At 46.9% G+C, this 15,097-nt stretch carries 15 protein-coding genes; 9 read left to right on the forward strand and 6 right to left on the reverse strand.

Translation table 11 applies throughout. From position 1 onward, the window contains the following. Nucleotides 1–40 precede the first annotated feature (40 nt). Together BLS14_RS06100 and BLS14_RS06105 are read left to right on the forward strand one after the other, a co-directional pair. Nucleotides 41–517, forward strand: a complete 477-nt coding sequence (locus BLS14_RS06100; RefSeq protein ID WP_090950078.1) for a hypothetical protein — start codon at nucleotides 41–43, stop codon at nucleotides 515–517. 47 nt (nucleotides 518–564) lie between these two features. Then, nucleotides 565–1,272 carry a M50 family metallopeptidase gene (locus BLS14_RS06105; RefSeq protein WP_090950080.1) on the forward strand — a complete coding sequence of 236 codons (708 nt, stop codon included), beginning with the start codon at nucleotides 565–567 and terminating at the stop codon, nucleotides 1,270–1,272. A 60-nt stretch (nucleotides 1,273–1,332) separates the two neighbouring features. Here the strand turns inward: BLS14_RS06105 and BLS14_RS06110 are convergent, their stop codons facing one another. From BLS14_RS06110 to BLS14_RS06130, 5 genes are all read right to left on the reverse strand, one after another. Next, nucleotides 1,333–1,704: a DUF4363 family protein gene (locus BLS14_RS06110; protein ID WP_090950082.1), complete on the reverse strand. Its 372-nt coding sequence runs from the start codon at nucleotides 1,702–1,704 to the stop codon at nucleotides 1,333–1,335. Nucleotides 1,705–1,727: 23 nt separating this feature from the next. Then, complete coding sequence (locus BLS14_RS06115) at nucleotides 1,728–2,456, reverse strand: DUF421 domain-containing protein (RefSeq protein WP_079695960.1); 729 nt, start codon at nucleotides 2,454–2,456, stop codon at nucleotides 1,728–1,730. A gap of 232 nt (nucleotides 2,457–2,688) precedes the next feature. Beyond that, nucleotides 2,689–3,552: an SDR family oxidoreductase gene (locus tag BLS14_RS06120; RefSeq protein WP_090950084.1), complete on the reverse strand. Its 864-nt coding sequence runs from the start codon at nucleotides 3,550–3,552 to the stop codon at nucleotides 2,689–2,691. Continuing rightward, the gene (uxuA, locus tag BLS14_RS06125) at nucleotides 3,549–4,616 is read right to left on the reverse strand and encodes a mannonate dehydratase (RefSeq protein ID WP_090950086.1); all 1,068 of its coding nucleotides are present in this window, start codon (nucleotides 4,614–4,616) and stop codon (nucleotides 3,549–3,551) included. The genes BLS14_RS06120 and uxuA overlap by 4 nt, the downstream gene beginning before the upstream one ends. Nucleotides 4,617–4,663: 47 nt before the next feature. After that, complete coding sequence (locus tag BLS14_RS06130; protein WP_082935071.1) at nucleotides 4,664–5,395, reverse strand: GntR family transcriptional regulator; 732 nt, start codon at nucleotides 5,393–5,395, stop codon at nucleotides 4,664–4,666. Between the two features lie 199 nt (nucleotides 5,396–5,594). On the opposite strand from BLS14_RS06130, the gene BLS14_RS06135 reads away from it, so the two are divergent. Continuing rightward, a complete protein-coding gene (locus tag BLS14_RS06135) occupies nucleotides 5,595–5,897 on the forward strand; it encodes an ArsR/SmtB family transcription factor (RefSeq protein WP_063563882.1) in 303 nt (100 codons plus the stop codon). Nucleotides 5,898–5,994: 97 nt separating this feature from the next. Next, entirely contained in the window at nucleotides 5,995–7,386 is a 1,392-nt protein-coding gene (locus BLS14_RS06140; RefSeq protein WP_090950253.1) for an aldehyde dehydrogenase, read from the forward strand. Nucleotides 7,387–7,450: 64 nt separating this feature from the next. On the opposite strand, the gene BLS14_RS06145 is transcribed toward BLS14_RS06140, so the two are convergent. Next, on the reverse strand, nucleotides 7,451–8,362 hold the full coding sequence (locus BLS14_RS06145; RefSeq protein ID WP_090950088.1) for a helix-turn-helix domain-containing protein: 912 nt from the start codon (nucleotides 8,360–8,362) through the stop codon (nucleotides 7,451–7,453). A 179-nt stretch (nucleotides 8,363–8,541) separates the two neighbouring features. Between BLS14_RS06145 and BLS14_RS06150 the strand changes: the two genes are divergently transcribed. From BLS14_RS06150 to BLS14_RS06170, 5 genes are all read left to right on the forward strand, one after another. Beyond that, on the forward strand, nucleotides 8,542–10,767 hold the full coding sequence (locus BLS14_RS06150) for a glycoside hydrolase family 52 protein (protein ID WP_090950091.1): 2,226 nt from the start codon (nucleotides 8,542–8,544) through the stop codon (nucleotides 10,765–10,767). Continuing rightward, the gene (locus tag BLS14_RS06155; RefSeq protein WP_090950093.1) at nucleotides 10,764–12,914 is read left to right on the forward strand and encodes an alpha-glucuronidase family glycosyl hydrolase; all 2,151 of its coding nucleotides are present in this window, start codon (nucleotides 10,764–10,766) and stop codon (nucleotides 12,912–12,914) included. The genes BLS14_RS06150 and BLS14_RS06155 overlap by 4 nt, the downstream gene beginning before the upstream one ends. Before the next feature lie 79 nt (nucleotides 12,915–12,993). Beyond that, entirely contained in the window at nucleotides 12,994–14,061 is a 1,068-nt protein-coding gene (locus BLS14_RS06160) for an NAD(P)-dependent alcohol dehydrogenase (protein ID WP_090950096.1), read from the forward strand. A gap of 167 nt (nucleotides 14,062–14,228) precedes the next feature. After that, on the forward strand, nucleotides 14,229–14,495 hold the full coding sequence (locus BLS14_RS06165) for an HPr family phosphocarrier protein (protein WP_063563877.1): 267 nt from the start codon (nucleotides 14,229–14,231) through the stop codon (nucleotides 14,493–14,495). A 144-nt stretch (nucleotides 14,496–14,639) separates the two neighbouring features. Beyond that, on the forward strand, nucleotides 14,640–14,888 hold the full coding sequence (locus BLS14_RS06170) for a type B 50S ribosomal protein L31 (protein ID WP_063563876.1): 249 nt from the start codon (nucleotides 14,640–14,642) through the stop codon (nucleotides 14,886–14,888). The last annotated feature ends 209 nt before the right edge of the window (nucleotides 14,889–15,097 follow it).

Genomic DNA, 15,097 nt, shown 5'->3' on the forward strand with positions numbered 1-15,097 from the left:
AGGTGACGGAGATCATGCGGGGAACGGGAGGAAATGCCTTATGGATTCAGATGAAGAACAGGAAGTACTATTAAGCCAGCAGCCTGCCCATCTATGGAGAAGACGCAAGCTGGAGTTAATGCAGTGGACGGAACGCGAGAAGCAGACCGTGGCAGCGAAGAGAACGGAGATTTGGAACGATGTCGAAGTGGATGCTGAGTTAGTTGATGCCTTGACTTTGCTTCACAGAGCGGGCGTACGTACCGAGTTTTCTTGTGCTGGTGTGAGCCCGCTCGATGAGCCGATAGATCATTCCCTTTATGCCTATGTTACACTTATACAAAATGAGGCAGCCGATCGATTTGTGACTTATGCGCTGTCGCAGATGCGCAATAGATTGCTTGCCACACTGGAGACAGGAACGGGTCGATATGATCTGTCTTCTTTTTTCATAGGTCATAACCGGAGTTTCTGCTGGTGGATGCAATATTGCGCCGCGCATTTCATGGATCGAAACGATTTCAGTGTAGCCACGTAGTATAGTGATAGGGATTTTTACTCGGAGGCAAGGGAGGTAGGACCGAATTGAATAAATGGCTCAAAACCATACTGTTTCTGGTGGGTTCAGCGCTACTGACCCGCTTTATACCATTTTCTTCATTGTTCCGTAACCTGGATACGATGATACACGAATTTGGCCATGCACTGGTAACACTGTTGTTATCCGGCAAAGTATTGCGCATTGAGTTATACGCTGATCACAGTGGCGTTACATATTCATCCATGCTGACACCAGGCAGATCTATATTGGTTTCCTTAGCGGGGTATGTCACGGCGTCTCTCTTTGCCTGGCTGTTATTCTATCTTTACCGGAAAGGACGGCACATGTGGGGGCTCGGCATTATGACGGGTGTAGCTCTTGTGTCGCTTCTCTTCTATGTAAGGGGAGAATTCGGCATGCTCTGGCTTACAGGCTTTAGTGCGCTGAATGTTGTGATTATGATCTTTGGTGCCAAAATCGCGAAATTCTATTATTTGTTGCTGGCTTTCCTCACACTGGAAGAGTCCGTAGTTAGTGCCATGTATGTTGGGCTAATATCCTGGACACAGCCTTCCCGGGCAGGGGATGCAGCCAATCTGGCTCAGCAGACATTTCTCCCGGCACTGTTCTGGGGAACGTTATTTGCACTGTTTGCACTGTGGTGTGCGAAGGGAGCACTGACGCTCTTTTTCCGAAAAGAAAGCACGGTCCGCACGTCAAAATCCCGTGGATTACGCGGGCGTAATGTTTAGAAAACAGAGAAGGCACTTCCTTTTTTATTAAAGGAGAGTGCCTTTTTGCGTGTCTTCGTGTCAATCTCCAAGATTGCCCCATAACACATAAAAGTAATAAATTTCTTCCATGATCGCCTTATCATCCTCTGCGGCAATACCGCCCTTCATCCGTGCAAGGGTACCCAGAATATCGTAAATCGTCTCACGCTCCACACTGAACTGTATGCGATTGACGATCTTGTCCCAGGCTTTCATCGCGTAATCGATTTGGGACTTGGCTTCAGTCCATTTTTTGCCCTCAACCTGTTTCTGCAATGTTTGTACAGATTCAAGCAAGCGATCATCAGAGCCAAAGGGCTTTTTGAGAAGGGCTCCGCTTGCCATTATCGCAACGAACACAAGAATGAGGCAGATCGGAAGCACATACAGCAACCAGAAACGCGATTTCATTCAATCGCCTCCTTCATGTAAATTTAGAAAGGCCCCTCATAATCGCCCATATCGATTTTTTCGGTGATCTTATCTTTAAATAGATCAATATACAATTTATCGTTAGGCAATATGGCGGCAAAAGCAATATCCTGTATCGTCACTTTTTGCTTCTTAAGCTGCTCGCTGAGCCAGTTCGTATCTTTGTTTCGTTCCTCCAGATTTTGCTTAATCAGCACGCCATCAATGATAATCTCGGTCATCAACTTGCTCTTGGCAGGATGCATATGCATGTCCTTCGCGGTTACCGGTTGATTCTCTGGTTTCAACACAACAGAGAGACTGCCGTCCGGTTCAAGAATGGCATAATCCAGCGTAGTGATGTCAAATACATCCTTTTGCCGCAGCATCATGGTCAATTCGTCAAATTTCACACGCATTTTACTCAGGTTTTGTTCGAGAATTTTACCATTCTGGATGATCAGTGTGGGGTCAGAGTCCATCAGTTTGGAGATGGTACGATTTTTCAGCGTAATATACTGAAAAATAATCGTGATAATGGTGAAAATGGTCAAGGCCACAAAATGAATCCACGCCTTGGAAGATAGATCGGTCGCAAATGTACCTGCGATGGAACCGATCGTAATACCGTTAATGTAATCAAAATACGTCAAATTGCCCATTTGTTGTTTGCCCAGCACCCGGGTATAGATGATCAGGGTCAGAAAGGCGATAATCGATCGCACAGCAACAACCCATGTTTCTTCCATCATGTATGTATCACCTTCCTTCGCTTCATCTTACAGATTGAAAATGTGAATGCTTGAAGCCATTCTTTAATTCCACCCAGCATATTTGTCGGCTATAACAAGCTTTTCCTAGGCTGGATAATCTTATTCTTGAACGCAAAAAACCGAAACCTGGCTAAGTGCTCCAGGTTTCGGCTAATCATTCGTTACATATCTTTAATTCGGTAAATCCATGGAATAGTAAATAGAATAGAGGTCATACACCCGAGTAAGCCATAAACCCACCATCTACAGGAATAACCGTACCTGTAACAAAACCGGACTGACGTTCATCTGCCAGCCACATCAGCGTGCCTAGAAGATCTTCCGGTTTGCCGAAGCGGCGCATTGGCGTGTGCGCAATGATTTTACTTGAACGTTCGGTCGGCGAGCCATCCGGCTTAAGCAGCAGATTACGGTTTTGTTCAGTCAGGAAGAATCCTGGTGCAATGGCGTTTACTCGGATTCCCGATTCGGCCAGATGTACCGCAAGCCATTGCGTGAAATTGTTAATCGCCGCTTTGGCTGCACTGTACGCAGGAACTTTGGTCATGGGCGAAGGGGCACTCATGGACGAAATATTAATGACGGTAGCTGGAACATCACGTTCTAACATTTGTCTTGCGAAGATTTGGGTAGGGATGAGGGACCCAACAAAGTTCAGATCCATCACCTGACGGAATCCCTCGACACTTACATCAAAAAAAGTAGTGATATCCGGCTGCTCCAAATCTTCCTGTCTGAAAATTTCATTCGTGGTATTGGCGCTGGCATGGTTGCCACCCGCTCCGTTAATAAGGATATCGCAAGGTCCAAGCTTCTCCTGAACAACAGCTGCTGCCGCTATTACACTATCGGTCTGGGTCACATCACAAGCTACAGCGATCGCTTTTCCACCCGCAGACTCAATTGCTGCAACAACTTCTTCCCCTTTGGATACGGTACGGTTCAGAATGGCTACACTTGCGCCATGTCGCGCGAGCTCTTCAGCCATAGAACGACATAGAACACCTGCCCCGCCAGTAATTACAGCTGTTCTGCCTTCCAGACGAGTTGATCTTTCTTTGGTAAATTCACTCATGCTTTTGACCTCCTTTGCAGGGAGTCCCAAACGCCCCACAGATACATAATTCCCAGAGCCCGATCATAGAGTCCATATCCCGGTCTACATTGTTCTCCCCAGAGATGACGTCCATGATCCGGTCGTGCATAACCTTCAAATCCAATATCGTGATAGGCTTCCACAACACCGGCAATATCGACATTTCCATCCTGACTGCGGTGGGATGTCTCGATAAAGTCTCCATTATCATAGATTTTTACATTACGGATATGAGCAAAAGGAATACGGTCCTTGAACTCGTGGATCATACCGATAATATCATTGTTTGGATTAGCTCCAAGAGAGCCACTGCACAACGTTACACTATTGTAAGGGCTATCATACAAGTTCAGATATTTGCGAACATTGTCTTGACTCGTAATAATTTTCGGCAGACCAAAGATCGGCCAAGGCGGATCATCCGGATGAATGGCCATTCGAATACCTAACCGTTCAGCAGTAGGAATGATCTCCTGCAGGAAATAACGAGCGTGTTCCCACATATCTTCCTCTGTTACATCCTTATAGGCTTCGAACAGACCTGTTAAATACTGCAATCGTTCCGGTTCCCAGCCGGGCATCGTCAATGCGGAATTTTCGGTAATGCGTCGAACCAATTCCAGCGGTTCAATATCGGCAATTTTGCTATTCTCGTAGAAGAGGGCGGTAGATCCATCTTCCATCTCCTTATGCAAATCGGTACGCAGCCAATCAAAGATCGGCATGAAGTTGTAACAGATCACTTTAACGCCTACCTGGGCGAGTTTTTCCATCGTTTTTTTGTAATTCTCAATATATTGATCACGTGTAGGCAGACCGAGCTTGATGTCTTCATGAATGTTAACACTCTCAACGACATCCAGATATAACCCGGCCTGATCTGCAGCAGCTTTGACTGCCAGAATTTTGTCCATGGGCCATTCCTCACCTGCCGGAACATCATGCAGCGCCCATACAATGCCTTCGACTCCCGGAATCTGCCGGATGTGGTCAAGTGTTACGGTATCATTGCCTTCTCCAAACCAGCGAAAAACCATTCTCATCACATTCACCTCATCAAGATTAGTTTAAAGAACAGGTAGATCCATCATCATTGAAAATAGGAAGGGTATGTATCCCGCAGGACAGCCAGATCCGTTACGGTCAAATGCAGATGTTCCTGCATAATGTGCTCTGCCGTTTGGGCATCGTGCTGTTGTATCGCCTGAACCATGGATCGATGCTGTTCGAGCAAATGATCCCAATGATGATCCGAAGACAGACGGAGCATTCGGCTCCGGTTCAGATGCACGTTCATATGCTGGATCACGGACCAGGTGTTTTTTTTGTTACAGCCTGCAAAGAGAGTACTATGGAATTCCTCATCCAATCCGAACATTCGCTCATCATCCGGTTCAAGTATGCATTCCTGCTGCTGCGCAAGGTTCTGCTCCAATATTTTCATATGTTCATCTGGAAATTGGACACACGCGAGCCGTATGACGGCACGCTCAAGCTGCTCACGCATGAAACGTGCTTCCTCCACGAGATCAACCTGAATCAGAGATACATAGGTACCTCGCTGCGGATAGACTTCCAGCAGACCTTCCTGCGCTAATCGGACAAAGCTTTCTCGAACAGGGGTCCGACTTACATTGAACTCAAGCGAGATCTCTTTCTCCGAGATGGCGGTACCGGGAGGCAGCTTCAAACTCAGAATCAACTGCTTCAACGTCGTATAGACCGCCTCACGAGAAGAGAATGCCTGTTTGTTCAGAGAAGACGGGTTAATTAAGGATGATAATAATTCGGCTTTGGACGAAGACCTAGGGGGATATTCCATAATCTCAACTCCTTCAAGAACATACTACCATACAAGTATGGTAGTATGGAAGCGCTTTATATAAGTTAGTCTTAAAATTTATCGCACATGGCTTGCTGTTAGCGGGATGCTGGAGTAAACTATAGTCATTAGGTTCAAATGTTTAAACCAACAGACATGACAATTGTGATATCTGTAGACATATAATAGAGGTGAAACCATGGGACAAAAAGCGATATCTATTTTTCAAACCTGCATCCCCTTATTCCAGGTACTTAGCGACAATCATCGTCAGGCGATATTACTTGCTCTTAGTGAGAAGGGCAGCATGACAGTGAATGAAATTACAGAGCAGTTCAGCCTATCCCGGCCTGCTATATCTCATCATCTCAAGTTATTGCTTGAAAAAGGGCTCATCTCCGTAGAACAGAAGGGCACACAACGATATTATTCCGCTTCATTAAGGTCCTCGGTAGAGCTGTTGAAGGAACTGGTTGGCGCGTTGGAAGAAGAGTGCTTATAAGCAAGAGTTGTTAACATGCCTAGGCATGTGGGCTAAATGTTCGTATGTTTAAACGAATCATCATTAACTCGAAGAGGAGTTGTATTATATGAGTGTCATGCAGGAATTAAGCGCACATGAAGTCGAAGAAATTTTACAGCAGCAACGGCAGTTTTTTCGCTCAGGGGCTACTCGTTCGGCCGAGTCACGTATTACACATTTAACCCGGTTGAAACAGGCGATTCAGAAGTATGAGTCCCGTCTTACTGAGGCGCTCTATCAGGATTTGGGCAAGAGTGAGTTCGAATCGTATACTACAGAGATTGGATTCATGCTGGATAGTATCACGCACACCATTCGGCAAGTGAAGAAATGGGTCAAGCCGGTCAAAGTCAAAACCCAATTTGCGCTGATCGGTTCCAAAAGTTATATCATTCCTGAGCCGTATGGTGCAGTATTGATTATTGGACCTTTTAACTATCCATTCCAGCTGTTAATAGAACCTCTGGTTGGAGCATTGGCAGCAGGCAATACGGCAGTCCTCAAGGCATCTGAGAACACACCAGCCGTATCAGCTATTATTCGCGAGATGATTAGCTCGGTATTCGAACCAGCATACGTTCACGTGGTCGAAGGAGCCAAAGATACAACCACGGCGCTTATTCATGCGCCTTTTGACTATATCTTTTTTACAGGAAGTGTACCGGTTGGCAAAATCGTCATGGAGGCCGCTGCCAAAAATCTTGTTCCGGTTACGCTGGAGCTTGGCGGTAAAAGTCCGGTTATCGTGGATCAGCACGCAGATCTCAAAGTGGCTGCACAGCGTATTATATGGGGGAAGCTGCTCAATACGGGCCAGACCTGCATCGCTCCGGATTATCTGCTTGTGCATGAACAGGTGAAAGATTCGTTGATCAGCGAAATGAAAGCAGCAGTGGAAACGTTCTTCGGGACAGATATCCAGCACAATAAAGACTATGGGAGAATCGTCAACAAGGCGCATTTCAAACGTCTCACGACCCTTATTGAACGCGATCAAGCCCACGTCATCTATGGTGGTCAATCCGATGAGGAAGACAACTTTATTGAACCGACATTTATTGATGCTGAATCGTGGGAAGCAGCTACAATGGAAGACGAAATTTTTGGTCCAATTCTGCCGATTATCAGTTATACCCATATTGATGAGGCGATTGCAGGTATTGTGAAGCGGCCAAAACCGCTGGCGCTCTATCTCTTTACATCGGATACACAATTACAGGATAAAGTGATGCGTGAGGTTTCTTTTGGGGGAGGATGCATTAACGATACGATTACCCATGTAGCCAACCCACGTCTGCCGTTTGGAGGGGTAGGACATTCTGGTCTTGGTTCATATCACGGGCGTTATAGCCTGGAGACCTTCTCTCATATGAAAAGTGTGCTGAAAAAGAGTACCAGATTGAACTTGTCGATTTTATATCCGCCATACGATAACAAGCTGAAGACGATTAAACGTCTTTTGAAATAAAAGAACGGGCGTTTAATCGTACACAATTAAATGCCATACTGGAATGATGTTCAATGGATGAAGCTCATTCGGGAGCAGGCTGTTCCTGTCTATAGCGTGTGGGTGAAATCCCTGACCAGCGCTTGAATTGACGACTGAAATGGGCAATATCCTTGTAACCTAGCATGGCAGCGATGTTCTGCACCGACAGCTTGGGGTTACCCAGCAGAACTTTTGCTTCATGCAGAACCATTTCAGATAAATATACACGCGGAGACTGACCATATACCTGCCGAAATATTCGGTTACAATGGGAGGAACTGATGCCCAGCTCTGCAGCAATATCATCAATGCCATAATGGCTGTCGGACTCACGTCCCTGCTTGAACTGCTGACTCACCAGTCCTTGCAGCCGATTACGAATCTGATGGGCCAGTTCGATTTTCTCATATCCGTCCGTGAACAATTGAGCAGCTTCCTGAGAGACAGCCTCCCATAAATGGCCGAACAACTCAAATACCGCCGATTGCAGCTGCATGCGCTGCACCATCGTACTCGCCGCCCGGTTGTCCGCAGAAGACATTAATTTGCGAAGGACAGGCTCGATCTGGCGGGTAACCGGATTATCTGCATCGAACAAAACCTGCTTGATTCGTGCAAGCAACGAGAGAAATAACTGATCATCGATATCAAAATGCATGCAAAAATACGTAAACCCCTTGCCGTCATGGCTCAGGCTGGAATGAATGCTTCCTGGAGGAATCAGGAGCAATTCTCCAGCCTTTTGAATATACAGCTTGCCGTCCACGGTCATGTATTGTTCGCCTTCCGTTACATAATTCAGCTCATATTGTGGATGTTCATGGGCTGGATAATCCCAATCGGCCCCTACACTTCGCAAATGTATAGCGAACAAATTCACCGTTGTTTGAACGTCCGGGTAAAATACCTCATGTACACTCTCTCCCAAAGCGGGAGGCAAATAGGTGGAAGACATGGGAGACCCCCTTGATAAAAAGTATAGAAACAGATGTAACCGCTTTATTTATATTATAGTCTATTAGCTTGATTTGGGTAAATATCCGATTGATTTGACCATGGTCTACGGAGGAATGCCCATGGTAGGATGGGGCTAATGAAAACGTATGCAAACCATTTTGAGAGGGGTCATCGTTCATGAGCACATCCAAATCTATCTTTTATAATGCCCATCACTCCCCGATCGGGGCTTTTGCCAGCTTTACGCTTGGATACAAAGGAGCCAAAGGCGGACTAGGCCTGGAGCTTGGCAAGCCAGCAGATCAGAATATATATATCGGTTTACAATCTCGCGACAGTGAGAACTACGAAGCTTTACCATTTTTCGAAGCCGTTGAAGATGCAAGCGTTCGATATGATGTAGAGAAAGTGGACAATTCGGATTCAGATCAGGTGTCTTCGGCCTCGACAGAAAATGGATTGAGCACACCAGCGGCAGCACAGGGAACACGCCCGCTAATTTCAGCTTTCCGCGATGAAGAGATTACGCGCGAGTTTACTTCGGGAACAGATACGTGGACGGCGGGTGATCTGACTTTCCGTATTTACTCACCTGTGCGTCCTGTACCCGATCCGCAGAGTGGCGATCGTGAAGCATTAATGGATGCGCTTTTGCCTGCGGTGCTGGTGGAGATGACAATTGATAACACGCAAGGACGGAAGCCACGTAAAGCATATTTTGGCTACCAGGGAAATGATCCTTACTCAGCCATGCGGATCATCGGGGGGCCTGAGGGTGGGACATTAACCGGAGTTGGACAAGGTCGCCTAACCGCCATTTTATCTGCGGATGAGGGTCTATGGCCTGCACGTGGATTTACACTGGAGAAGATCTTGCAGGAGAAGCACCGTGAGAATCTGGCCTTCGGCCTAGGTGAAACAGCTGCGTTGTTGATGGACGTTCCTGCAGGAGAGAAGCGTACGTACCAATTTGCCGTCTGTTTTTATCGTGGTGGGATCGTTACTTCCGGTATGGACACGACCTATTGGTATACTCGTTATTTTGCAGATATCCTGGGTGCCGGGAAATATGCGCTTGACCGGTTCAACGAGCTGACTGCTTCCTGTAAGGAAATTGAGCAACGTCTCGGTGTAGCTGCTTTGAGTGAAGATCAGTCATTTATGCTTGCCCATTCCATTCACAGCTATTATGCAAGTACACAACTGCTGGATGCGGATGGAGAGCCGTTCTGGATCGTAAATGAAGGCGAATACCGGATGATGAACACACTCGATCTGACCGCAGATCAGTTGTATTTTGAACTTGCCTTGAATCCTTGGACTGTACGTAATGAGTTAGAGTGGTTTGTGAAACGCTACAGTTATACAGATCAAGTGCGGTTCCCGGGCGAAGAGAAGGAATATCCGGGCGGCATTACGTTCACGCATGATATCGGCGTAGCCAATGTATTCTCACGTCCGGGACACTCGGCATATGAACTGGTGGGTATTGATGACTGCTTCTCGCAAATGAGTCACGAGGAACTGGTCAACTGGCTCTGCTGTGCAACGGTATATATTGAACAGACGCAGGACCGGGAATTTGTTAAAGAGATGCTGCCCGTCATTCGGGATTGCTTCGAAAGCATGTTGAACCGGGATCATCCGGATGAACACCAACGCAACGGCCTGATGGGGCTGGATAGCAGTCGTACCAAGGGCGGAGCCGAAATTACCACTTACGACAGCCTGGATGTGTCGCTTGGACAATCCCGCAACAACATCTATCTGGCAGGCAAATGCTGGGCCGTCTATGTTGCACTGGAGAAGCTGTTCGCTGCAGAGAAGCTGGCTGATCTGTCTCACCATGCAGGACGTCAGGCGGATCGCTGTGCAGCCAGTATCGCAGCCCAGTTAACCGACGGTGGCTACATTCCGGCAGTGATCGCCGAAAATAATGATTCCCGCATCATTCCGGCCATTGAAGGCTTGGTATTCCCATACTTCACCGGCTGTGAGGGCGCGCTGGATGTGAATGGCCGTTTCGGTCCTTACCTGCAAGCGCTTCGAACCCATTATAAAACAGTTCTTGTCCCTGGTACTTGTCTGTTTGAAGATGGAGGCTGGAAGCTATCCTCTACGAGCAATAACTCATGGCTCAGCAAGATATATCTGTCCCAGTTCATCGCACGAGAACTGCTGGGCGTGGAATGGGATGAAACAGGCAAGGCTTCTGACGCTGCCCATGTAAACTGGCTGTTGCATCCAGAGGAATCCTACTGGTGCTGGAGTGACCAGATCCTGGCCGGTGTGGCAGTCGGAAGCAAGTATTACCCGCGCGGTGTAACATCGATTCTATGGCTGCTCGAAGGCAAAGGTAATCGTCTGGAGCAGATCTATGCCAGCAAGGAGGCTGTACAATGAGCAATACAACCGTTCAATCCAATATCTCCGGCCCGCAATATGATGCGTGGCTTGGATATCTTCAAAGTCCATCCGCAGTGAAAGGGGCCGCCAAAAAGACAGCCCCCGTCTGGAGCCATACCGTGACTGTGGCGGAAGATCAGGAAATCATATCAACAGCAATAGCAGAACTGACTCAGGGACTGGATAAGCTGTTTGGAATCCAACCGAAAGTTAAACACGAAACTGCAAGTCAAGTGAGTGAGTCGGATTCAGCACAGCAGAAGGCAAAAGGGGTCTGGCTTGGCACATGGACGGGCTCAGAAGCCGTGGCTCAGGCCTTCAGCGACACGGAACGCTCTACCGTGCAGGGAGAAGGTTATATTATCCGCGAAGATAAAGAGCAGGGTAGGCTGTTTATTGGTTCTGAAACCCCTCAAGGTGTTCTATATGGTACTTTTCATCTATTAAGGGAGCTTGTTCTGGAGCAAGAAAACTCAAACGAAGTGCATCCTGCTGAGGTAAGATTAAGCTACATTTCAGAGCAGCCTGTTAATGCATTACGCATGATCAATCAGTGGGATAATGTGGACGGAAGCATTGAGCGTGGTTATGCTGGAAAATCCATTTTCTATGACAATGGAGAATTCACTCGTGACCTCGGGCGTATTCGAGATTATGCCAGATTGCTCGCTTCTACAGGCCTTAACGCCATTTCAATCAATAACGTTAACGTTCATCAGGTTGAGAGCCTGTTCCTGACAGAACGTTTCGTCGGCGATGTTGCGAAGGTTGCTGCCCAATTCAGAGCGTACGGTATCCGATTGTTCCTTAGCGCCAACTACGCTAGTCCGATCGAGATTGGTGGATTGCTTACGGCAGATCCGCTGGATGAACAGGTCCGTGAATGGTGGAACATTCAGACAGCCAAGGTGTATGCGGCAATCCCGGATTTTGGCGGCTATCTGATCAAAGCGGATTCCGAAAATCGGCCAGGACCCTTCACATATAACCGTGATCATGCCGATGGAGCGAACATGCTGGCCGAGGCACTTCGCCCGTTTGGTGGACTGGTAATATGGCGCTGCTTCGTCTATAACTGTAAACAAGACTGGCGTGACCGCTCCACGGATCGTGCACGGGCGGCATATGACCACTTCAAACCACTGGATGGCCGATTTGCGGATAACGTCATTTTGCAGATCAAGAATGGGCCAATGGACTTTCAGGTTCGCGAGGCCGTATCTCCACTGTTCGGAGCAATGGAGAACACAAATCAGGTATTGGAGTTCCAGATTACGCAAGAGTATACGGGTCAGCAGCGGCATCTGTGTTATCTGATTCCACAGTGGAAAGAAGTATTGGATTTTGATACGTTCGCCAAGGGGCCGGGTTCTGAAATCAAACGCATTTCTGACGGTTCTCTGTACAATAGACACTACAGCGGCTTTGCTGCAGTATCCAATATCGGTGCAGATGCTTGCTGGACAGGACATCCGCTCGCTCAGGCGAATCTATATGGATATGGAAGACTTGCTTGGAATCCAGAGCTGTCATCGGAAGAGATTGCGGAGGAGTGGGTCAGACTTACATTCGGACATGACGAAGAGGTCGTTCGTCTAATCTCTGGCATGCTTTTGAATTCACTCCATATCTACGAAAGTTATACGGCACCGCTCGGTGTAGGCTGGATGGTTAATCCGGAGCACCATTATGGGCCTAATGTGGATGGCTATGAATATTCCAAGTGGGGCACGTATCATTTTGCCGATTGTGATGGCATTGGTGTGGACCGGACAGTGAGCAGTGGAACAGGATACACTTCCCAATACCACCGCGAAAATGCCGAAAGATATGAATCCGTAGACTCCTGTCCGGACGAGCTGCTATTATTTTTCCACCATGTCCCGTATACGCATTTACTGAATTCTGGCAAAACGGTCATTCAGCACATTTATGATACACATTTTGATGGAGCAGAGCAGGCGGAAGCATTAGCACAGACCTGGAGACAGCTGGAAGGCAAGATTGATCCAACTGTATTTGATATGGTGTCTGCGTTACAGGCAGGGCAGGCGGAGCACGCCAAGGAATGGCGAGATATGATCAATACGTACTTCTATCGCAAAAGTGGTATTGCCGATGAACAAGGAAGAACGATATATTAATCTGGATACGAAAACTAGAACAGTCGAATCTTCTTCAGAGGAAAGAACAACGTTGACATACACGAGAAGGAGGGAACATATGGGAGATCATAAATTACCCGTAACCATGAAGGCTGCTGTCATGACAGAGCCGGGGCACATCATCATTGAAGAACAGGCTGTACCACAGCCGGCTGAAGACGAAGTGCTCATTCAGGTGATGGCCGTTGGCGTCTGCGGATCGGATGTGCATTATTTTGAACATGGTAGAATTGGCCGATTTGTAGTTGAGAAACCGATTATACTTGGACATGAATGTGCAGGTATCGTAGCGGCTGTAGGCTCAAAAGTATCACGGCTGAAAGAAGGAGATCGGGTAGCTATTGAGCCTGGGGTAACCTGCGGACGATGCACGGCATGCAAAGAAGGTCGTTATAATCTGTGTCCCGATGTGCAATTTCTGGCGACGCCTCCGGTGGATGGGGCATTTGTACAGTACATGACCATTCGGGAGGATATGGTTTTCCCGATCCCGGATCATCTGTCTTTTGAAGAAGCAGCCATGAATGAACCTTTCTCGGTTGGCATTCATGCTGCAAGACGCAGTAAACTGGCTCCGGGCACTACACTTGCCATTATGGGCATGGGGCCTGTTGGATTGATGGCCGTTGCAGCTGCCAAATCGTTTGGCGTAGAACGCATCATCGTCACCGATCTGGAGGAAGTGCGGTTAGAGGCTGCTCGTCGTATGGGCGCAACCCATACCATTAATGTACGAAACGAGGATGCACAGGCGGTGATCCGTGATTTAACGAACGGCGTCGGAGTAGATACGGCTTGGGAAACTGCGGGGAATCCGAAGGCGCTTCAGTCGGCATTATATTCGCTCCGGCGAGGAGGCAAGCTTGCTATTGTAGGACTGCCTGCACAGGACGAAATTGCCTTGAATGTTCCTTTTATCGCGGACAACGAGGTGGATATATACGGAATCTTCCGTTACGCCAATACGTATCCGGCGGGAATTGAATTTCTGAGTTCAGGCCAGCATGATGTAATGTCCCTGATTACTGACCGTTATTCGCTTGAGGAGACGCAGCAGGCCATGGAACGGGCATTGCACAACAAAAGTGGCAGTCTGAAAGTAATGGTGTATCCGAACGGCAAATGAATCTAGTTCAAAGGAGCCCTGATATTTAGGGCTTCTTTTTTTGTATTTTTCGCCATAAAAGGATTAAACAAGCTTCCATAACGTGGTATAATGCTTGAAGATTTTAATATATAAAATGATACACACCAAATGGGTTAATCAGCATCTAGCGAAAGGAACTGAAGGTTGTGAGAACACATGAATTTATGATTCACTCTGATTTCCACCGAGATGATCTGATGTCTGTATCTTCGCAAGCGTCGCGTTTTGCCTCGGATATTTCATTGTCATTTATGGATGCGAATCATGAGCATCGTGTAGATGTCAAAAGCCTGCTCGGAATGGCGCTTCTCCCCATTCGACATGGCAGTGTGGTGAGATTGCAGACACGGGGAAGAGATGAACTTGAAGCTTTGGAATATATGCTAAATGTGCTGGAGAAGGGCTTAACTTGAACTCTGAAACCTGTGCAAATCATAGTGAATTATAAAATATTTATCGTTTCTTCAATTCCGACTGGTACTTCGTCCAAAAAAAGAGTATAATAAAATTTAGTTCTATTCTAAGAAGTACCCATATTAAAGGAGTGTAAATAGATTATGCCAAAAGCTGATATCCATCCAAAGACACAAACAGTAATTTTCTTCGATGCAAGTGCTGATTACAAATTCCTGAGTTCTTCGACTAAATTCTCGAACGAAACAATGGAATGGGAAGATGGTAACTCTTACCCAGTAATCCGTGTGGACACTAGCTCCGCATCCCACCCATTCTTCACTGGTAAACAAAGAAACGTGGACATCGGTGGTCGTGTTGATAAATTTAACCGTAAATACAACATCAAATAGGTTGTCCAAACCATTACAAGAAAACCTCGGGATTAATCCTGAGGTTTTTTTGTATACATGCCGATAGGTAAACCCATGTAATTCCGACTTAAAAGTAATTCTAATACCCATATATATTCAATTCCTCTAAAATTAATTCAACCAATTATTGCGCTTACAATAGTTTCGGATGTACACTAGGAAACAGAGTCAGACATATTGGAGGAGGA

Source organism: Paenibacillus sp. OK060, from assembly GCF_900101205.1.
Lineage (GTDB): Bacteria > Bacillota > Bacilli > Paenibacillales > Paenibacillaceae > Paenibacillus > Paenibacillus marchantiae.